The organism is Azospirillum sp. B21 (genome assembly GCF_008364825.1).
Lineage (GTDB): Bacteria > Pseudomonadota > Alphaproteobacteria > Azospirillales > Azospirillaceae > Azospirillum.
Genome location: NZ_VTTO01000005.1, coordinates 285,035 through 306,296, shown reverse-complemented (window position 1 = coordinate 306,296; position 21,262 = coordinate 285,035). Strand labels below are relative to the sequence as shown.

Genomic DNA, 21,262 nt, shown 5'->3' with positions numbered 1-21,262 from the left:
GTTACTTGCATACTGCAGTATTGCGCTGAGGACATCCTCGGACGTGATGGGCATCTCCCGTGCCGATTGAAGATGGCAGCCGGCCATCGAATCCACCGGCTCGCCCAGCCTGTGGCATTAAGTGGATGAACTGATTTTTAAAAACCATCTCTTAACCAAGAGAACTTTTCATGGTGAACCTGAGGGTTCGCGGCAATCCAGAGTTTGGAAGTGAGTCTGACCAACATTTTTAAAACGGAAACTGCTTAGAAATTCGAAGCAAATCAGACTAACTCTCTTTTTGAAAATACAGATAATGCGTTGTTCTGTGAGATTCTTCTGTGCGGACTCAACTTTTTCTTCCCACGACCCCTCTTTTATCACACTATCCGCTCGAAAGATTTGGTTACACCGAAAGGCGAGCTCAGCCTTTCGAGCGAGGCCGAAAGACGGCCCAAAAATTCCAATCACATCGCAAGGAGATACCTACGATGGCTACGGTTCCTGGGGGCAACTACGACGTGCAGTTCGGCACGAACCATGACGATCTGCTCGCCGGCGGGCAGGGGAACGATCTGTTGCTGGGGGGCAACGGCTCGGACACCCTGCTCGGCGGCGCTGGACATGATGCTCTGTTCGGGGGGAACGGGGCGGACGTGATCCATGGCGGCGCGTCGGCGGATATCCTGCTGGGGGGTAACGGCAGCGACATCATCGACGGCGGTTCGGGCGACGACATCATCCTGGGGGGGAATGGTGACGACGTTCTGATCGGCGGCGCCGGCCGCGACCTGCTGGACGGCGGCAACGGCAATGACGTGCTGTCGGGGGGCGACGGCGACGACGTGCTGAACGGTGGCAACGGCAACGACGTGCTGTTCGGCGGCGGCCACAACGACATCCTCAACGGCGGCAAGGGCGACGACCTGCTGCGCGGCGGCACCGGAAACGACGTGCTGAATGGCGGCGACGGCGACGACACGCTGTTCGGCGACGAAGGCAACGACCGTCTGGAAGGCGGCAAGGGCGACGACCTGCTGATCGGCGGCGCCGGCCACGACGTCTTCATCTTCTCCGGCGGCGGCGGCCAGGACGTGGTCCTGGACTTTAAGGCCGGCGAGGACGTTCTGCAGATCTCCCGCAACATCAACGGTTTGAAGGTGACCGATGCCGCCGATCTGGCCGCCCGCGTCACCGACCAGCATGGCGACGCGGTGATCGACCTCGGCCATGGCGACAGCATCACGCTGAAGGGTGTCTCGGCTGCGGACATCCACAACCACCCGAACGACTTCTTCGTCATTCACTAACCGGGCACTGATCGTCCGCTGCTTTTTAAGCAGTGAATGAAAAGGACGGACCGGTGGTGTCAAAGCCGCCGCCGGTCCCCCTTTGCCCGAATTCCGTCTCTCCGACTTTCAAACCCCCGTCTTTCAAACCATCGACGCTGCCGGAATCCCATCCATGACCGTCATCGCCGTCCTGCCGAATTCGGTGTCGATCGCCCCCGCGCAACGTCTGGCGCTGGGCCGCCGCTTCCTCCTCGTCTCCTGGACGATGGATGGGACGATGAATGGCGCAACCGATGCCGTCGGTTCGATCACGCCGAGCGTCGATGGCGAACCGGTGCGTCCGCCCTTCACCACGCTGACCATCGACAGCGGCTGGGGCGCCCGGCGCGTCCTGTCGATCCTGCCGGCGCCGCGCGACCCGCGGATGCCCATCCATTTCATCGCCAACAACCGCGTGATCGCCGAGCTTCGCACCGAATCCGGCGCCGCCGATCTCGACCCCGCCGGGCTGCTGGGCAGCCTGGATGGTGCCGGCCGCTTGCGGGTTCTGCGCTTCCTGTTCGATTTCGCCTGCTCCACTCCGGCGCTTCGCCGCGATGCTGCTTTCGCCGCGCTGTGCCGACGCCTGGTGCTCGACCGTGCGGCGGAACCGGCGACGCTGGCAATCCGCGCGACGGCGGGCGGCGACCTTCTGCTCTGTGCCGGTGCTCTGTCCGGCCGCTTCGGCGCCATCACCGGTCTGGTGGTTCTGTCCGCGAATGCAGTGGCACGGGCGCCGTTCGATGCCTGCATCGGCTCCGATCCGGCGGGAAAAGGGCGCGTCGCCTTCGACCTGCTGATCGACCGCGGGCTGTGCGCGCCGGGCAACCTGCTGGTGGTGCTGGGCGCCAACGGCGTCGCCTGCCGCCGCTTTCCGGAGGAGCCCGCCGGCCTGCCGACCCTGACCGACCGGCTGAACGCACGCCCCGACACGCCGGCCACGCTGCGTCACTACCTGCTGTCCTGCCTCGCCAAGCGTGGCCGCAACGATGTGTCCGCCGCGTCGGCGGTCAGTGAGCTGCAGGCGCTGGCCCCGCTGCCGCGCCGGCAGGCCGCCGACGCCAAGCGGCCGATCGGCGCCTCACTGGACCTCGCGGTTCCCACGGCCGACGGCGGGCTGTTCCTGGCAGGCTGGCTGCATGATCCGCATGGGCTGGCGGCGGAGCTGGTGGTGCGCACCCCCTTCGGCGGCGAACGGCGGGTGGAGCGCTTCACCAACCGCTTCCCGCGTGAGGATGTGGCGAAGCTCTACGGCAACACCGGCCTCGACCGCAGCGGTTTCGTCCTGCATCTGCCGGGCACTCCCGAGCCGGCGGAGGCGCTTCAGGTGACGGCGGAGCTTCGGCTGGCGTCCGGCGGCGCGCTGCGCCTCGTCCCGCCGCCGCGCCCGCGCGCCGATGCCGACGCCCGCGCCGCCGTTCTGGGCAGCCTGCCGCCGCGCTTCGCCACACCGGAACTGTTGGAGAGCGTCATCGGCCCGGCCGTCGCCCCGCTGCACGCCGCCCATCTCGCCACCCGCGGCGAGCCTGAGCTGGTCGTCTATGGCGAGCGCAAGGCCAAGCCCGCAGTGTCGGTGATCATCCCGCTCTACCGCACGCTGGAGTTCCTGCGCTTCCAGATCGCGTGTTTCGCCACCGACCCGGCAATGGCCGATGCCGAACTGGTCTTCGTGCTGGACAGCCCGGAGCAGCGCGACGAGGTGGTGCATCTGCTGCGCGGCTTCCATGGCCTCTACGGCCTGCCGATGCTGCTGCTGGTGCAGAGCGCCAATTACGGCTATTCGGCCGCCAACAATGCCGGCGTCGCGGTGGCCCGCGCCAACCGCTTGCTGCTGCTCAATTCCGACGTGGTGCCCGACCGCGCCGGCTGGCTGCCGCAACTGGTGGCGGCGCTGGAGGAGCGTCCGGGCATCGGCGCGGTGGGGCCGAAGCTGCTGTTCGACGACGACAGCCTTCAGCATGCCGGCCTCTATTTCGACCGCGACCTGCAGGGCGCCTGGTACAACCATCATTACTTCAAGGGCCTGCCGCGCGACTTCGCCGCGGCCTGCCGCCCGCGCTCGGTGCCGGGCGTCACCGGCGCCTGCCTGCTGACCACGCGCGCCGCCTACACCACTGCCGGCGGCTTCTGCGAGGACTACATCATCGGCGACTTCGAGGATTCGGACCTGTGCCTGCGCATCCGCGGCCAGGGTCTCGACATCCGCTACGCCCCGTCGGTCGAGCTGTACCATCTGGAACGCCGCTCCATCGGCCGGCACCAGGGCTATACCCGCGGAGTCGCCTCCGAATACAACCGCTGGCTCCATGGCCGCCGCTGGGCCGACCGCATGGCCGAGCTGATGGCGCGCGACTGGTGCGCCGACGACGAGGTGCAGCCCTCCAAGGCTGGCCGGGCCCGCAAGACAGCACAGGTGACTCGATGAATGCGCTTCTGCCGACCCCGCAGCTTGCCGTCCTGCGCCGCCAGACCGATCCGCGGCTGGAATGGCTCTGCGCGCAGATCGCGCGCAACCGCTTCCTGCCGGTGCCGCCGCCGGAGCTGCATTTCATCGGCGACGGCGACTTTCGCGCCATCGGGGCAGAGTTCCTGCGCCATTTCGTCCGGCTCGGCGGCCTGCGTCCCGACCACAAGGTGCTGGAAATCGGCTGCGGCGTCGGCCGAATGGCGCTGCCGCTGACCCAGTATCTGGACTCGTCCTACGACGGCATCGACATCGTGCTGGACGGGATCCGCTGGTGCGCGTCGACCATCACGCCGGCCTATCCGGAGTTCCGCTTCCACCATCTCGACGTCGCCAATGGGCTGTACAATCCCGATGGCCGGATCGAGGGGGAGACGGCGACGCTGCCCTTCAAGGCGGCGGCTTACGACTTCGTCATCCTGACCTCCGTCATCACCCACCTGCGCACCGCCGACACCGAGCGTTACGCGGCGGAGATCGCGCGGGTGCTGAAGCCGGGCGGGCGCTGCTTCCTCAGCCTGTTCCTGGCGGACCCCGCTGCACGCGCCGGCATCGCCAAGGGCACCGCCCGTCCGCCCTTCCGCGATGCGCCGGGCGTGGAACTGCTGGCCGACCCCGAGCATCCCAACGCCGCCGTCGCCTATGACGAGGAGTTCCTGCTCGGCCGCTTCGCCGCCCATGGCCTGCGGACGGCGCGTCCGGTGATGCGCGGCCACTGGAGCGGCCAGCGCGAGGCCGAGAATTTCCAGGATCTGCTGGTTCTGGAGAAGGGGGCTGTGCCATGAGCCGGCGCCGTCTTCCACTGCTTCCAGCCGGCCACGCCGCGGCCCGTCCGGCTCCGCGCCAGCCGGCGCGTCCGCTGGTGGCCGCCCGGCCGCCGCGGGTGCTGCTGATCGCGCACAACCACCCGAGCCTGCATCCCGGCGGCACCGAGATCTTCGCTCACGAGCTGTTCGGCGGCCTGAAGGCGGCGGGGGCGGAATGCCTGTTCCTGGCCTGCACCAACGACACCCACCGTGCGCCGCGTCCCGGCACCGGATTCCAGACGCTGGGCCGCAGCGCCGATGAGGTGCTGTTGTGGGCCGGTCATTTCGACCATTTCCACCAGAGCCAGATCGACCTGCACGGGCTGGTCCCCGACCTGTCGAACCTGCTGCGCGCCTTCCGGCCGGACATCGTGCATGTGCATCACACGCTGCTGCTGGGCGTGGAGATGCTGTTCCTGATCCGCCGCGTCTGCCCGGATGCAAAGATCGTCTACACCCTGCACGACTACTACCCGATCTGCGCCAACGACGGTCAGATGGTCACCCCGCCGCGCGGCGAGGGTGGAGCACGCGCTCTCTGCACCAAGGCGTCGCCGGACGCCTGCCACCGCTGTTTCCCCGACCGGCCGGCCGACCAGTTCCTGCTGCGCGAGAAGCACATCAAGGCGATGTTCGGGCTGGTCGACCGTTTCCTGGCGCCCAGCCGCTTCCTGCGCGACCGCTATGTCGCCTGGGGCCTCGACCCCGCCAGGATCGAGGTGATGGCGAACAGCCGCCCGGCGGTGGAGCCGGCCCCGGCCCGCGACCTCGCCCCCGGTGCGGCGCGCGACGCCTTCGCCTATTTCGGCAACCTGAACCCGTTCAAGGGCGTCACCGTGGCGCTCGACGCCGTCGCCCGCATGGCGCGGCAGGGCCTGTCTCCGTCGCTGGCCGTCCATGGCGGCAGCCTGTACCAGGCGCCGGAGTTTCGCCAGCGCGTGGCTGACGGCTTCGAGGCGACGCGTGGTCTCGCCACCGCCCACGGCCCCTACCGGCCGCAGGAGATGCCGGCACTGATGGCCGCTGCCGACTGGGTGGTTATGCCGTCGATCTGGTGGGAGAACGCGCCGCTGGTGATCCAGGAAGCCTTCCAGCACCGCCGCCCGGTCATCGTCAGCGGGATCGGCGGCATGGCGGAGGCGGTGCGCGACGGCGTCGACGGCCTGCATGTCCGCCCGAACGACCCCGCCGATCTCGCCCGCGTCATGACCCGCGCCATGACCGAACCCGGTCTGTGGGAGCGGCTGTCGGCCAACATCCCCGCCGTCCGTCCGACGGAGGAGGCCGCGTCGCTCCATCTCGCCCTTTACGGTGAACTTCTGTCCCCAACATCAGCCAATCTCGCACCCGCCGCTCATATCCAGGGGAATCGCACCCGATGAAGGACCGCAGCACCAAGGCCGACATCACCGCCGCCGTCCTGCTGGACGAAGACACGCTGATGCTGTTCGGGGCGATCGACCAGCCCCTGCCGGCCGACAGCGTCGTGATGCTGGACGGCATGCTCGACGGGCGCTTCCGTGGCGGCTGCTGGACCGACGGGGCGGGGGAACGCTGGTTCCTGGGCGCCATCCGCGTCGCCGGGCTCGCCCACATGCGCCCGTCGCGCATCGAGATCGAAGACGCGCAGGGCAAGCATCTGCTGCTGCCGCGCCTGTCCAACGTCCGCACCAACCCCGCCCATCTGGTCGCGGCATTGCGCGAGGTGCAGCCGCAGTCGCTCGACGTCGCGCTGGACGTCGCCGTGACCCTGCTGTCCGGGCTGGAGACGGGCGAGGGCGAAGCCGACCGCCGCACCCGCCTGCTGTCCGGTCTGGCGCAGGAGGCTTCCCGTCCCGACGGCTTCGCCGAAGTTCTGGGCCGCTTCCGCGACGGCGCGTTGATGGTGCAGGGTTGGTCGCACGGCTTCCCGGCCGGCGCCGCCCATGTGCTGGTCGAGGCCGATGACCTCCGCGCCCATTCCAGCGCCGCGGGGCCCTTCCACCGTCCGGACCTGCCCGACGATGCCGCCGGACTGCTGACGGTGCTGGAAGGGCCGGTGGCATCCCCCGACACCATCCGCCGCATCCATTTCCGTGCCGCCGACGGCTGGCGCCATTTGGCGATCTTCGAGCATCGGCAGATTCTGGCCGACGGCGTCGCCTCCGCCCATGCCCGCGACATGCTGGGCCATCTGCAGGGCGATGCCGCCCGCCGCGGTGTCGCCGCAGCCATTGCCGCCCGCTACAACGGGGTGGAGACGGTGTCGCAGTTGCAATCACCGGTGCGCATGGGGCTGGACATGGCGGTGCGGGTGCCGGGGGCCGGTCTGTTCGTCTGCGGCTGGCTGCTCGACCCTACCCAAGCGGTGCGGGCGGTGACGGTCAAGGGCGGCGGCATGACCGCAAGGCTGGATGCCGACTGGTCGCGTCTGGGTCGCAAGGACGTGTCCGACGCCTTCGCCCATGACCCGCTGTTCGCCGGGCGTCTGCTTCCGGGCAACGACGCCCACGGCTTCACCGCCTTCGCCCGTGAACCGGCCGGCATCTCCGCCGACGCCGAATTCCATCTGGAGCTGGCACTCGCCGACGGCATCGCTTTCCTGCCGCTGCCCTGCCAGCCGCCGACCGGCGATGCGCTGCGCCGCATGCTGGGGTCGGTCAATCCGGACAGTCCGTCGATCGACCGCGTCGTCGCCACCCATCTGGGACCGATGTTGCGCAGCGCGGCGTCGGGCCAAGCGGCGCCGTCCTCCGTCCTGCACCCGATGGGTCGCGCGCTGAAGAGCCCGCGCGTGTCGGTGATCCTGCCGGTCTGCGACGGGCGCGAGGATGTCGACCTGAACCTCGCCCGCATGGCGAACGACCCGGATTTCGCCGAGGCGGAGATCCTGGTGGTGGCTGGCGCCGGCACCCATGAGCGGCTAGCCGGCATGGTGCGGCAGGCCGCCGGCTTCTATCGTCTGGCGGTCGGCTTCGTCGCCGCACCCACGGCATCCGACCGGTTCGAGGCGGTCGCCGCAGCCCTGCCGCACGCTCGTGCCGACCGGGTTCTGTTGCTGTCGCCGTCGGTGCTGCCGACCGAACGCGGCTGGCTGTCGGCGCTGGAGCGGGCGATCCGCAAGCCGAACGCCGTCGGCTCCGCCGCCCTGGCTCCCGTCATGGTCAGCCCGACCCTGCTGTACGAGGACCACTCGATCCGCTTCGCCGGCATCGTCGCGGTCGAGGGACCCGGCGGTGCCGTTACCTACGAGCGCCGCTATGCCGGCTACCCGCGCGACTGGCTGAAGGAGCAGGAGGCGTCGGCGGTGGACGCCGCGTCGGCCGATTGCGCCCTGCTGCCGCGCGAGTTGCTGGTGCGGGCGATGGCCGACGGCGGCCGCTATCTGGCGCCGGAGCCGAAGGGGCTGGACCTGTGCCTGCGGGTGCGGGCGGCCGGCGGTTCCTGCCTGTGGCTGCCGAAGGTCCGGCTTGTGGCGGTCGACGAACAGTCCCGCCACGCCCGCGACCCCCGGCTGGAGCGCATGAGCGCCCTGGTCGACGACTGGAGCTTCGCGGAGCGCTGGAAGGCGTCGATCGCGGCGTAGTGCTTTTGCCTCTCAACCTTTGCCCCCTCCCTAACCCTCCCCCGCTTCGCGGGAGAGGGGACTGCCGCCACTCCGTTGCAGAAGCCCAGCAAGCGTCCTGCCCCCTCTCCCGCGGAGCGGGGGAGGGATGGGGAGGGGGCAACAGCGGGCACCCTGCACAACCACTTCACCACCCCCGCTTAGGACAGACGGTCACCCGATGAGCAAGACCAAGCGCGCGCTGATCATCAGCCATGGCCACCCCTCCTTCTCGCTGGGCGGGGGTGAGGTCGCCTCCTACAACCTGCACAACGGCCTGCACGACCTGCCGGGCTGGGAAAGCCACTACCTCGCCCGCGTGGCGCCGCCCATCGCCCAGCATCGCGGTTCTGCCCTGATGGCGCTTCGCCAGAAGGAGCGGGAGGTGCTGTACTACGCCAACGACTACGACCATTTCCGGCTGTCCAACCGCAATCTGCCGGGGCTGGAGAAGGACTTCGTCCGTTACGTCCGCGACCTTCAGCCCGACGTGGTGAACTTCCACCATTTCCTCGGGCTGGGGATCGAGACCATCCAGGCGGTGCGTCAGGCGCTGCCGCGCGTGCCCATCGTGGTGACGCTGCACGAATATCTGTCGATCTGCCACCACCACGGCCAAATGGTGAAGACCAGCCGCAACACGCTGTGCTACCGCGCCAGCCCGGCCGACTGCGCCGGCTGCTTCCCGCACATCGGCGAGGCGGAGTTCTTCAAGCGCGAGCTGTTCCTGAAGACCTTCCTGGAGCAGGCGGACTTCTATGTCAGCCCGTCGAATTTCCTGATCGACCGCTATGTCGACTGGGGTCTGCCGCGCGAGAAGTTCCGCATGATCGAGAACGGCCTGACCATCGAAGGCATCGCCGCGCCGCGCCCGGTCGCCCGCGGCGGCAAGCGCAACCGCTTCGCCTTCTTCGGCCAGCTGACCGAGTTCAAGGGCGCCCATCTGCTGGTGGAGGCGGTTTCCCGCATCTCCGAAAAGGCCTGGGGCGACGACGGCGCGCTGATGATCTTCGGCGGCAACCTGGAACGCCAGCCGGAGGCCTACCAGAAGCGCTTCAACGACGCGGTTGAGAAGGCCGGCGACCGGGTGCGCTTCTACGGCAGCTACCGCTCGGCCGAGTTGCCGGGCCTGATGAAGGACGTCGATTGGATGATCATCCCGTCGATCTGGTGGGAGAACTCCCCCGTCGTCATCCAGGAGGCCTTCCTGCATGGCCGCCCGATCATCGCCAGCAACATCGGCGGCATGGCGGAGAAGGTGACCCACGGCGTCGACGGCCTGCATTTCCGCAACGGCAGCGTCGAGGATCTGGTGGACCGCATGACCGAGGCGCTGACCTCGCCCGACCTGTGGGACCGCCTGCGTCTGCGCATCCGCCGCCCGATCGACCGCGCCGAATGCGCCCGCCAGCATGCGGAGGTCTTCGACGCGCTGCTGGCCGCCGGCGGGGCAGCACCCTCCATTCCCGAACGGGCGGTGGCGCAGCGGTCCTGATAGGAAAGAACGTAATAGTCTGTGATATTTTCGAAACTGCAGAATAATTCATTCCATCTGACGCAGAATAAATTGGTAGACTTGTAATGAAAGTCGCAGCAAGGTCCTTGCATGACCTGTGCGCCTAATCGAATTCGCCCGGCGACGAACCGGGTATAATCCACCCTATTGCCGCCCAACCCAGGGAGAGCCGCCGTGGCCAACATCCTCGTCATGATTCCTTCGGGCGAAGTCTATGATCATGACTGCGTGCGCTGGTACAGCTATCAGGACATTCAGCGCAGCATCGACCACTACCACAACATCGGCGACGCCTTCGTTTTCGACTCCTCGTTGAAGCTGTTGACCTACGACAAGCTCGACGTGCTGGAAATCCGCGAGTTCCGGCAGGAGGCGGTCGACCGGATCAACGCCGAATATGATTATGTCTTCCTGCGCGGCAGCAACTACATCCATGATTCGATGGACTGGCCGGCGGCGACCATCCAGGTGCTGACGAAGCTGCGCATCCCCGTCATCGCCTTCGGCGTCGGCGCCCAGGCGCCGGCCACCGGCAAGCTGACGCTGACCGAGGAAAGCAAGCGCATCTGGCGGTTGATCGCCGACAAGTCGACGACGCTGGGCGTGCGCGGCACCTACACCGCCGAAGTGCTGTGGGACCTCGGCATCAAGAACACCCGCATCGTCGGCTGCCCGACCGCCTTCCGCAACCGCGACCCGGAACTGCGCATCGACCTGCCGGCGCTCGACAGCGTGCGCAAGGTCGGCATCACCATGCGCCGCGAGGTGTCGAAGCACTATTCGCCGGACGTGCGGAAGTATCTGGAACGCCACCGCGACTTTGTGAAGGACATCTCCCGCCGCTTCGACACCGTCCTGATGATGCAGGGCGAGGTCGAGGAGAAGAAGCTGCTGTGGGGCACCGAAGAGCAGAAGGCGGAGGCCTGGACGCAGCTGCATGACAGCGCCTGGCTGAAGCAGTGGTATTTCGACGACGAGATGGACGCGCTGTACCGCGAGCGCCTGTGGTACTCGGACGTCGTCGCCGACTACGAGAACCTGGTGCGGTCGAAGGATCTGGTGCTGGGTTACCGCCTGCACGGCAACCTGATGGCGCTGTCGAACGCCACGCCGTCGGTCTATTTCAGCTATGACAGCCGCACGGCGGAGTTCGCGGAGACCTTCGCGATCCCCTGCTACAACGTCTATTCGGACAAGCCTTTCGTCCTCGAGGAATATTGGGACCAGAGCCTGTTCGAAAAGTTCAACCGCACCTACTACCAGCGCTATCGCGACATGCGGGAGTTCCTGGACGAGAATTACGTCCCCCACCGCATGCCGAGCCACACCCTGCGCCGCACCACCGACCGCAAGGCGGCGTGAGAGGGCGCTTGATCTCCCTTTCCCGTCCCGGGAGAGGGAGGTTGCCAATTCTCCAACCAACCGGAACGGGTCCCATGTCCGCCACCGCCAAGATCGTCGAGCTTCACGACCCCGCTCCCGCGGCCGAGGCGCCGCAGGGGGCTGCGATCGTCGGCCATATCGACGCCCTGCAGGGCGGGCGCGTCTTCGGCTGGGGCTGGGACGGCAACCATCCCGGCGACCGGATGGAGGTGGAACTGCGGCTGGAGCGGGACGGCGGTCCGCCGGTGACGCTGGCGCGGGTGCTGGCTGACCGGCCGCGGCCCGATCTGGAAGGCGGCGGCATCGGTGACGGCGCGCACGCCTTCGAAGCCGAACTGACCCTGCCCGACGGGGCCGATCCGTCGCGGGTGGTGGCGGTCGTCCGCTCGCCCTCCACCGGCGAGACGGCGACATTCGCGCAGCCCAACCCGGAGGACCAGCGGCTCGACCGCCTGCTGGGACCGCATCTGCAGCGCATCGGCGAGCGGATCGACGCGCTTCGCCGCGACCAGCGCCAACTCGCCGCCGCCCAGCAGACCATCGGCCGGCTTCTGCGCGATGCCGGCGAAGGAGTGACGGCACTCCGCAGCGACGCGACCCGCCTGGAGACCACGCAGGCGGAGCGGACGGATGCCCTTGCCGCCGCCCTGCAGGACCTGACCGAGCGCGTCGGCGGCCTTGAAGTGTTCCTGATGCGGATGGACCAGACCCTGCGTGGGCTGGATGGCAACTCAGCCGAAAAGAACAGCGGGGCGGGCTGGTCGCCGCTGCTGACCGTGCTGGGATCGACGGCCGGCGCCTTTATCGCCGTGCTGGTCGGCTGGTTGACGCTGCATTGACCGGGAAGGTTCCGCTAGACTGAAGGGTAGGCAACCGGAGGGACTTGGCGGTGTTGACACCCTGCGGCCCTCCTGCCGCACCGTGTCACCGACCGGAGCCTTCCCGCCATGTCTGCCCATCATGCTTGACGGAGTTCCCGTCGCCGATCCGTCTCCCGAGGCGCCGCCTTCCCCGCAGCCTCCGGCAGCCTTGACCGTCCAGAGCGAAGGCGAACTGGCCATCCGGCTGGCGGCGCTCGCCCGCCGTCCCGGCGGTGTCCTGCTGCTTGCGCGCAGTGACGGTCGTGCGGCGCGTCTGGCCCGCCTTGCCGGCGACATCGCACCCGACCTGGACGTCGTTCTGCTGCCCATCGACGAGACGGCTGCCGGGGACCGTGCCGCGCCGTCGCGCGCCGTGCTGGGGCGCCGCGCCGCCGGGCTGATGCGGCTCGCCGAAGAGGCGGCGCCGGCTGCCGGCCGGCTGGTGGTGGCCTCGGCCGACCTCGCCCTGCAACGGCTGCCGTCGCCTGATGCTTGGACGGGCGCACGGTTCCACGTGACCCGCGGCATGACCTATGACGAGGCGGCGTGGCGCAGTTGGTTCGCAAAGGCCGGCTATGTGCTGGACGAGCGGGTCGACGAACCCGGCGAGGCGGCGATCCGCGGTGCGGTGGTGGAGGTCTTCCCCGGCGACGGTGACCGGCCGGTCCGCTGCGACATCGCCGATGGGGTGGTGCGCGAATTGCGGCTGTTCGATCCGGTTTCCCAGCGCTCCATCGCCTCCATCGACGAGGTCACGCTTGGTCCGGTCACCGACCTGATCGTCGGGCCGGAGATGCTCAACCGGCTGACGGCCAACCTCGCGAAGCTGGGCTATGTCCTGCCGGAGGATCTGCGGCGGGATCTGGAGGAGGGGCGGCGCCCCTATGCCTTCGATCTTCAGCTTCCCAATGTCTTCGAAGAGTGCCCGCTGCTGCTGGACCTGCTGCCGGGCGCGCTGGTGGTTCTGGATGCCGGCGCGCGCGACCGCATCGAGGCGCGGGCCGACGATCTGGCCGGGTCCGGTCCAGACCGCCGCATCCGCCGCGACGACGCCTGCATCCTGCCGGTGCCGGTGCTGGAGCGACGCCTGATCGATGCCGACTCCCTCGACGAAAGGCTCGCCGCCCGCACCGTGCTGCCGGTGGAGGTGACGACCGGGCCGGCGGTGGAGGCTGTGCGGACCGAGCGCACGCTGCTGCGCCGGGCGGCAGGTCTGGTCGGAGAAGGCGGCGCCGTGCTGCTCGCCGCCCACCCCGGTGGCGGACCCGACGAAGCGGACCGTCTGGCGGAGCGGGCGGGGGCGGCGTTGGGGCGGCCGGTGCCACGCCTGGACCGTTGGCCGGATCCGCCGCTCGCGCCGGGCGGCTGCGCCGTGCTGGCGATGCGGACGGGTGGGGGTTTCGTCTGTGACGGCATGACCGTGCTGGTGGCGCCGCGCCATGCCGGGGACGCGGGCAGAGAAACGCCGGCCCGGCCGCCGCTGGCGCCGTCGGAACTGTCGCCCGGCGACTTCGTCGTCCATCTGGATTACGGCATCGGCCAACTGGTCGGGCTGGAAAGCATCGCGTCCGACGACGGCGCGGGCGGGGAGACGACCGCCGACTTCCTGGTGCTGGACTATGCCCATGACGACCGGCTGCTGGTCCCGACCTCCGACTTCGACCGGCTGTGGCGGCATGGCTCGGCCGACACCGGCGCCCGTCTCGACAGCCTGAAGAACGCCCACTGGCTGGATCGCCGCGCGGTGCTGGAGGCGGAGATCGGCGAGACCGCCAAGGGCATCCTGCGCGAAGCCCGCCGCCGCGCGCGGGAGACGGCACCGGTCATCGACCCGCCGGCCGACCGCATGCGCCGCTTCGGCGCCCGGTTCGGCTTCGACCTGACGGAGGGGCAGCATCACGCCATCCGGTCCGTTCTCGACGCCATGCGGCAGGGTCACCCGATGGACCATCTGGTCTGCGCCGACGTCGGATACGGCAAGACGGAGGTGGCATTGCGTGCGGCGGCAGCCGTCGCCTTCGCCGGCCATCAGGTGGCGGTGATGGCCCCGACCTCCGTCCTCGCGCGCCAGCATCTGGACGTGTTCCGCCGCCGCTTCGCCGGCTTCGGCCTGACGGTGGAGCCCTTGACCGGCTCCTTGACCAAGGCAGACGGCGAGCGGGTGCGCGCCGGGCTGGCCGACGGATCGGTGGACATCGTCATCGGCACCCATGCGCTGCTGTCCAAGGATGTCAGTTTCCAGCGCCTGGGCCTGATGGTGGTGGACGAGGAGCAGCGTTTCGGCGCTGCGCAGAAGCAGGCGCTGAAGCGGCGGACCAAGGGCGTCCACAGCCTGGCGCTGAGCGCCACGCCGATTCCGCGCACGCTGCAGGGGGCGTTGGCGGGCCTGCGCGGGCTCAGCATCATCGACACGCCGCCGGCCCGCCGCCGCCCTGTGCGCACCGCCGTGACCCCGCGCGATCCCACCACGGCCCGTGCCGCCCTGGCACGCGAACTCGGCCGCGGCGGGCAGGCCTTCTGCGTCACCCCCCGCATCGCCGACCTGGGCGAGTTGGAGGAGTGGATCCGGGACCTCGTGCCGGCCGCGCGCATCGCGACCGCGCATGGCCGGCTGGGGGCGGCGGCGCTGGACGATGCGGTGATGGGCTTCGTCGATGGCGAAAGCGACATCCTGCTGTCGACGCCGATCATCGAATCCGGCATCGACATCCCGCGCGCCAACACGCTGCTGCTGTTCCGACCCGACCTGTTCGGGCTGGGCCAGCTGCACCAGCTGCGCGGCCGGGTGGGGCGCGGTGCGGTCCAGGGCTACGCCTATCTGCTGACCGATCCCGACCACCCGCTGGAGGAGCGTGCGGCCCGCCGGCTCGGCTCCCTGGAGGTGATCGAGAGCCTGGGCGGCGGCTTCGTGCTGAGTATGCTCGACCTCGACCAGCGCGGGGCGGGCGACCTGCTGGGCGAGGACCAGACCGGCCATCTGCGCGCGGTGGGGACGGAGCTGTACCAGCGCATCCTGGCCGACGCCCTGCGGTCGCTGCGCCGCCAGCCGGACGAGCGCTGGGACCCGGAGGTGACGGTGGCGGTGCCGCACTGCATCCCCGCCGCCTACATCCCGGAGGAGGAGCTGCGCATCGGCCTGCACCGTCGCATCGCCCGCACCCGCGAGGCCGGCGAGCTGGACGCCCTTCGCGAGGAGATGGAGGACCGTTTCGGCCCGCTGCCTGACCCGGTGGAGCGCCTGCTGGCCGTGGCGTCGCTGCGCTGCCGCTGCCGGGCGCTGGGGATCGCCTCCCTCGGCTGCGGTCCGGCCGGGGTGGCGGCGACCCTGCGCGGGGAGCGCGCCGAGAAGCGGGCGGCGACGTTGGCCAAGCGCTCCAAGGGCCTGCTGCGCGCCCAGGACGACCGTTTGACCGCCGCGCTGGAGGCCCCCGACGCCGACGGGCGGCTCGCCAACGCCGAACGGGTGCTGGACTGCATCGAGGCGATTGTCCGCAAGGCGCAGAGGAGGAAGAAGGAAAGCGCAATTTGAAAGCAAGCGGCGGAGTGCGCGGTGTTGTCTGCCGGCCCAGATTGCCCCCTCAACACGTCTCGATGCCTGTATGGTTCGAGGAGGGAGAGGGACAGATGACCGTCGCACTCGATACCGTTGCACCCGCCATCGCCGATACCGACACCGACGCCGGCCGTTGGGACGCCTTGCGCCGCCGCGATCCCGCCGCCGACGGGCGGTTCGTCTATGCGGTCCGCAGCACCGGCGTCTATTGCCGTCCCAGCTGTGCCGCGCGCCCGGCCCGGCCGGAGAATGTCGCATTCTACGACACCAATGCCGAGGCCGAACGGGCGGGCTTCCGCCCCTGCAAGCGCTGCCGCCCGGACGGCCCGAGCCAGGCCGAGCGGCGGGCCGAGGCCGTCGCCCGCGCCTGCCGCCTGATCGAGGAGGCGGAGGAGGTGCCGCCGCTGGACCAGCTTGCCGCCGCCGCCGGGCTCAGCCCGCATCATTTCCACCGCATCTTCAAGCAGGCGACCGGCGTCACCCCGCGCGCCTATGCCGAAGCCCGCCGCGCCGCCCGCGTTGCCGGCTCGCTTCAGGAGGCGGGCAGCGTGACCGAGGCGATCTATGAGGCCGGCTATGGCTCGTCCGGCCGTTTCTACGAGACGGCGGGGGCGAGGCTGGGCATGACGCCCACCGCCTACCGCCGCGGCGGGGTGGGGGAGGCGATCCGCTTCGCGGTCGGTGTCTGCTCGCTGGGCTCCATCCTGGTGGCGGCGACGGAGCGCGGGGTCTGCGCCATCCTGCTGGGCGACGATCCGGAGGCGTTGCTGCGCGACCTGCAGGACCGCTTCCCCAAGGCCGAGCTGATCGGCGGCGACGCCGGATTCGAGGCGACCGTGGCACAGGTGGTGGGGCTGGTTGAGGCGCCGGGAACCGGGCTGGCCCTGCCGCTGGACATCGGCGGCACCGCCTTCCAGCAGCGGGTCTGGCAGGCATTGCGCGCGATCCCGGCCGGGCGAACCGCCAGCTATGCCGAGATCGCCCGTGCCATCGGCGAGCCGGCGGCGGTGCGGGCGGTGGCGCGGGCCTGCGGCGCCAACCCGCTGGCGGTGGCGATCCCCTGCCACCGGGTGGTGCGCTCCGACGGCGGTCTGTCCGGCTACCGCTGGGGCGTGGAGCGCAAGCGCGACCTGCTGGAAAGGGAAAGGGCGGAAGACCGCAAGGAGTTGGCGCGGTGACGGCGGTGGATAATCTGGACTGGGACCGCATCGGGGCGGACCTCGACACCGCCGGCTATGCCCTGACCGGGCCGCTTCTGGATGCCGGGACCTGTGCGGCGCTGGCCGGCCTCTACCCGCAGGACGCCCCCTTCCGCAGCCGGGTGGTGATGGAGCGGCACGGCTTCGGCAAGGGGGAATACAAATATTTCACCCACCCGCTGCCGGACCCGATCGCTGCCCTGCGGGCGCCGCTCTACCGCCGGCTGGCGCCGGTCGCCAACCGCTGGGCCGCGGCGATGGGGCTCGACACCCGCTATCCGGCGGAGCATGCGGAGTTTCTGGAGCGCTGCCACGCCGCGGGACAGACGCGCCCGACGCCGCTTCTGCTGAAATATGGCCCCGGCGACTACAACTGCCTGCACCAGGATCTCTATGGCGAGACGGTGTTCCCGCTGCAGATCGCCATCCTGCTGTCGGAGCCCGGCAGCGGCTTCACCGGCGGCGAGTTCGTGCTGACCGAACAGCGCCCGCGCATGCAGTCGCGTGCCACCGTCGTGCCGCTGGGGCTGGGGGAGGGCGTGATCTTCGCCGTGGATCAGCGCCCGGTCCAGGGCAGCCGCGGCCCCTTCCGCGTCCGCCACCGCCACGGCGTCAGCCCGGTCAGGTCGGGCGAACGCTACACGCTGGGCATCATCTTCCACGACGCGGCGTGAAGTTTCATCCGGCCGCCGACGGCGCCCGCGATCCCATGCCGCGGGCGGGGGAGTAGCCGCGCACCGCCAGCGCCGCGAACAGCAGGGTGGCGCCGGTGACGACCGCCAGCGCCAGCCCATCCACCTGCCCGTACAGCGCGAAGCGGATCAGCTCCACCCCATGGGTGAAGGGGTTCAGGCTGCACAGCCACCACAGCAGCGGCCCGGCCTCCTCCATGCGGTAGAGCGGATAGAGGGCGGAGGACAGGAAGAACAGGGGGAAGACGACGAAATTCATCACCCCGGCGAAATTCTCCAGCTGCCGGATGGTGGAGGCCAGCACCATGCCCAGCGCGCCCAGCATCAGCCCATTCAGCAGCAGGGCCGGCAGCACGGTCAGCGGCGCCCAGGCCGGCAGGTCGATGCCGTAGAGCCGGACGATCAGCAGGAAGGCCGCCACCTGCAGCACCGACACCACCACCCCGCCCAAGAGCCGCGCCAGCAGCAGGAAGCCGCGCGGCAGCGGGCTGGTCAGCAGGATGCGCATGCTGCCCATCTCGCGGTCGTAGACCATCGACAGCGAGCCCTGCATGCCGTTGAACAGCTGGATCATGCCGATCAGCCCCGGCACGATGTAGGTCTCGTAGGGGATGTAGGTCTCGTAAGGCGGGATGATGGCGATGCCGAGCGCCGCCCGGAAGCCTGCCGCGAAGACGAACAGCCAGACCAGCGGCCGGACCAGCGCGCCGAGAAAGCGTTCGCGCTGGTGGACGAAGCGCAGAACCTCACGCGCGACGATTCCCTGGAAGGCGATCCACCATCCGCTCATGCCGCGGCCTCCGCATTTGCACCCACATCGGTGACTGGCCTTGCTGCGGTCAGCCGGTCGAAACTCTCCGCCACCGTGGCGCAGCCGGTCTCGGCATTCACCGCGGCGACCGGGCCGCTGGCCCGCACCCGGCCGCGGTGCAGGACCACGACATGGTCGGTGGCAGGGTCGATCTCGTCGATCAGGTGGGTGGCCCACAACACCGCGATGCCGTTCTCAGCGCACAGCGCATGGACATGGCGGATCAAGGTGCGGCGGGCGGGAATGTCCAGCCCGACCGTCGGTTCGTCCAGCAAAAGCAGGGACGGGCGGTGCAGCAGGGCGCGGGCGATCTCCACTCGCCGGCGATGCCCGCCGTTCAGCGCGCGGACCTTCTCGCCCCGCCGTTCAAACAGGGACAGGCGGGTCAGCTCCGTCTCGATCCGCCGGTCGGCCTCGCGCCGGCCAATGCCGTGCAGCGCCGCGAAATAGCGCAGGTTCTGCACCACCGTCAGGTCGAGGTCCAGCGTCGGCTGCTGGAACACCACCCCCAGCCGGGCCAACGCATCGCCGGGCGCCTGCGCCACGTCGTGGCCATGGATTCGCACCCTGCCCGAGTTGGGCTGTAGTAGTCCGGTGGCCAGCGCGAACAGCGTGCTTTTCCCCGCCCCGTTGGGGCCGAGCAGGCAGGTGAAGGCGCCCGGCATCACGCGGAATCCGATATCCTCCAGCGCATGGCGCTCCCCGCCATAGCTGTGGCGCAGCCCCTCCACCTCCAGTGCCGGCACCGTCATCCTGCTGCTCCCTCTTCCCATCACCCCTTGACGACGACGCCCCAGGGATAGCGGCCGACCTTGATCGACTTCGTCACCTTCAGGCTGTCGACGTCGATCACCGACACGTCGCTGCTGACCCCGTTGGTGGTGTAGAGCGTCTTCTGGTCGGGCGTCAGCGCCAGATGCCAAACGCGGCGGCCGACCAGCAGGTAATTCTTCACTTCGAAGGTCTTGGCGTCCACCACCGCGACATGGTTGGCCGGCCCGAGCGCCACGAAGGCATGGCGGCCGTCGTCGGTCAGCTTGACGCCCACCGGCTGGATGCGGTCCTTGGCGACGCCCTTGATGTGGAAATCGATGGTCTTCGCGACCTGCCGCGTGGCGGTGTCGATGACGCTGACGGTGCCGCCGATCTCCGACGACACCCACAACTGCGCGCCGTCCTTGGTGAACTCCGCATGGCGCGGGCGGGGGCCAACCAGGGTGTTGTCTGTGACCTGCCGCTTCTCCACGTCGATCCAGTGGACCATGCTGGTGGTCTCGGACGTGTTGACGGCCCAGCGTCCATCGGGGCTGACGTCCATCCCTTCCGGCTCCACCCCGACATCGACCTGGAAGGCGACCTTGCGCGAGGGCACGTCGACCACGGTGACGACGTTGCTGTCCTCGTTGGCGATGAACAGGCTCTTGCCGTCGGGGCTCAGCGCGAACTGTTCCGGATCCTCGCCGGAGGGCAGGTTGTGGACGACCTTCCTGCTGGCGAGGTCAAGAACCTGCACCGCATGGTCGTCGCTGGCGCAGATGAACAGCTGGGTGCCGTCCTTCGACAGGGTGATGCCGCGCGGGCGCTTGCCGACCTTGATGGTGTCGACCACCGCCAGCGTCTTACCGTCGATCACCGACAGGCTGTTGTCCTTCTCGTTCGACACATAGATGGTCTGGGCCGACGCGGCGGACGCCAGGAAGGCGGTCAGCAGGGAAGCCGTAAAGGGCAACCAGGGCAGGCGGGCGGATGTCATGGCGTCTTTTTCCCTCGCGTCTTGCAGAGCGTTTCAGGTTGGTCGTAACCCAGGCTGTCCAGTTCGGTCCGCGGGTGCAGGAACCCCTCCTGCGGCGACACCGACACGACCGAGCGGTCGGCCGCCAACAGCACCGGCTGGCGCAGCTGCCCGTCCCACGGACGCACGGTAAGCGGTGCGCCCCGGAAGGCGGACATGGTGAAGTCGGGCGATTGGATGAAGGCGATCAACCGATCCGGGTCGGCGGTGCGGGCACGGGCCGCCGCCTCCCCCACCACGCGGACGGCGGTCCAGACATTGTGGTCGCGGGCGGTCATCGGGCGCTTTGCCGCCGACTTGAAGCGGGATTGCAGTTGTGCCGCCCCCCATTGTTCGTGGGTGCGGTGCCAGACCGTGGGAACCAGCCCCTGGGTGCCGGCCACCGGGCGCGGATCGGCGGTGCGATAGGACAGGTAATCGCCGAACTCCCCGACCTCGTCGGCGACGATCAGCACGTCGTAGGATTTGGCCTGGGTGAAGACGGGGATTTCCGCCTCTGCCGTGCGATTCACGTCGCTGTCGGCGGTCCAGTCCTTCTCCGCCACGATCTGGGCGCCGACGCGCTTGGCGGTGCGGCGGACCGCGTCGGCATAAAGCTTGTCCTCGGCCCGGCGACCGGTGACGAGGAACCAGCGCGGCCAGCGTTTCTTCACCAGATATTGCCCCAGAGCATCGGCCAGCATCGCCCGGCTGGGTGCCACATGCAGCAGATTGGGCGCACAGGCTGCGCCGCGCAGGGAATCGTCGGGCGCGTTGGCGTTCAGAAGCATCACGTTGCGCGCCTCCGGCAGCTTCGACAGCGCTTCCACCGTCGCACCTGGCGCGTCGACGACGACGAAGCGGCCGCCGCGCCCCGCCAACTCACGCAGGGCCGCCGCGGCGTCGCCGTCCGGTGGGACCTCCACGCTGTCCAGCACGAAGGACTGCTTGAGGAACTTGCCGGTCGTGTTGTTGTCGGCGATGGCGAGCGTGGCGCCGGCCAGCCCGTCGTCCGCCGCCGGCTCGTCCGGATTGGCGACGTAGGGTGGCGGTTCCGGCGTCTGCGACAGAAAGCCGATGCGGATCTCGCCGGCATCCGCGCCGGCATTCTGCTGTGCGGCGGCGGGCGTGCCGGCCAGCAGAACGACGCCAAGCGCGGCCAGTGACAGACTGTGGAGCAGGCGGGGTTTCGTCATCGTATCCGTCGGAACGCAAACAGTTTGGAGTGCAGCCTATCCGGCGAAACCGGTCTCCGGAATGCGACTATGGGAGGATGGACGGCCGTCCAGCGGGCCGAGGGGTCCGCCGGCCGAT

15 protein-coding genes are annotated in these 21,262 nt (G+C 69.2%); 11 read left to right on the top strand and 4 right to left on the bottom strand.

The features are described from left to right. The first annotated feature begins 470 nt into the window (after positions 1–470). The 11 genes from FZ983_RS14840 to FZ983_RS14790 all read left to right on the top strand — a co-directional run bounded on the left by FZ983_RS14840 (position 471) and on the right by FZ983_RS14790 (position 17,348). Positions 471–1,289 carry a calcium-binding protein gene (locus FZ983_RS14840; RefSeq protein ID WP_149224282.1) on the top strand — a complete coding sequence of 273 codons (819 nt, stop codon included), beginning with the start codon at positions 471–473 and terminating at the stop codon, positions 1,287–1,289. Between the two features lie 154 nt (positions 1,290–1,443). Further along, positions 1,444–3,735 (top strand): glycosyltransferase, encoded by a 2,292-nt coding sequence (locus tag FZ983_RS14835; RefSeq protein WP_149224281.1) that lies wholly within the window; start codon positions 1,444–1,446, stop codon positions 3,733–3,735. Further along, on the top strand, positions 3,732–4,559 hold the full coding sequence (locus FZ983_RS14830; protein WP_149224280.1) for a class I SAM-dependent methyltransferase: 828 nt from the start codon (positions 3,732–3,734) through the stop codon (positions 4,557–4,559). Before FZ983_RS14835 ends, FZ983_RS14830 begins: the two co-directional genes overlap by 4 nt. After that, positions 4,556–5,962, top strand: coding sequence for a glycosyltransferase family 4 protein (locus FZ983_RS14825; RefSeq protein ID WP_247883761.1), 1,407 nt, complete (start codon positions 4,556–4,558; stop codon positions 5,960–5,962). Before FZ983_RS14830 ends, FZ983_RS14825 begins: the two co-directional genes overlap by 4 nt. Then, entirely contained in the window at positions 5,959–8,145 is a 2,187-nt protein-coding gene (locus FZ983_RS14820; RefSeq protein ID WP_149224279.1) for a hypothetical protein, read from the top strand. The genes FZ983_RS14825 and FZ983_RS14820 overlap by 4 nt, the downstream gene beginning before the upstream one ends. Before the next feature lie 199 nt (positions 8,146–8,344). After that, positions 8,345–9,658 (top strand): glycosyltransferase family 4 protein, encoded by a 1,314-nt coding sequence (locus tag FZ983_RS14815; RefSeq protein WP_149224278.1) that lies wholly within the window; start codon positions 8,345–8,347, stop codon positions 9,656–9,658. A gap of 195 nt (positions 9,659–9,853) precedes the next feature. Beyond that, on the top strand, positions 9,854–11,041 hold the full coding sequence (locus FZ983_RS14810) for a polysaccharide pyruvyl transferase family protein (protein ID WP_149224277.1): 1,188 nt from the start codon (positions 9,854–9,856) through the stop codon (positions 11,039–11,041). Between the two features lie 74 nt (positions 11,042–11,115). Continuing rightward, entirely contained in the window at positions 11,116–11,901 is a 786-nt protein-coding gene (locus FZ983_RS14805) for a hypothetical protein (RefSeq protein ID WP_149224276.1), read from the top strand. 190 nt (positions 11,902–12,091) lie between these two features. Next, positions 12,092–15,451, top strand: coding sequence for a DEAD/DEAH box helicase (locus FZ983_RS14800; RefSeq protein WP_247883760.1), 3,360 nt, complete (start codon positions 12,092–12,094; stop codon positions 15,449–15,451). Between the two features lie 95 nt (positions 15,452–15,546). Further along, complete coding sequence (ada, locus tag FZ983_RS14795) at positions 15,547–16,653, top strand: bifunctional DNA-binding transcriptional regulator/O6-methylguanine-DNA methyltransferase Ada (protein ID WP_149224274.1); 1,107 nt, start codon at positions 15,547–15,549, stop codon at positions 16,651–16,653. Next, positions 16,650–17,348 (top strand): 2OG-Fe(II) oxygenase, encoded by a 699-nt coding sequence (locus tag FZ983_RS14790; protein ID WP_149224273.1) that lies wholly within the window; start codon positions 16,650–16,652, stop codon positions 17,346–17,348. The genes ada and FZ983_RS14790 overlap by 4 nt, the downstream gene beginning before the upstream one ends. A 4-nt stretch (positions 17,349–17,352) precedes the next feature. Here the strand turns inward: FZ983_RS14790 and FZ983_RS14785 are convergent, their stop codons facing one another. From FZ983_RS14785 to FZ983_RS14770, 4 genes are read right to left on the bottom strand one after another with little or no spacing between them, the layout of a single operon-like run. Continuing rightward, complete coding sequence (locus tag FZ983_RS14785; protein ID WP_149224272.1) at positions 17,353–18,156, bottom strand: ABC transporter permease; 804 nt, start codon at positions 18,154–18,156, stop codon at positions 17,353–17,355. Then, positions 18,153–18,929: an ABC transporter ATP-binding protein gene (locus FZ983_RS14780; RefSeq protein WP_149224271.1), complete on the bottom strand. Its 777-nt coding sequence runs from the start codon at positions 18,927–18,929 to the stop codon at positions 18,153–18,155. Before FZ983_RS14780 ends, FZ983_RS14785 begins: the two co-directional genes overlap by 4 nt. 20 nt (positions 18,930–18,949) lie before the next feature. After that, complete coding sequence (locus FZ983_RS14775) at positions 18,950–19,930, bottom strand: YVTN family beta-propeller repeat protein (protein WP_149224270.1); 981 nt, start codon at positions 19,928–19,930, stop codon at positions 18,950–18,952. Further along, positions 19,927–21,144: an ABC transporter substrate-binding protein gene (locus FZ983_RS14770; RefSeq protein WP_149224269.1), complete on the bottom strand. Its 1,218-nt coding sequence runs from the start codon at positions 21,142–21,144 to the stop codon at positions 19,927–19,929. The genes FZ983_RS14775 and FZ983_RS14770 overlap by 4 nt, the downstream gene beginning before the upstream one ends. Between the last annotated feature and the right edge of the window lie 118 nt (positions 21,145–21,262).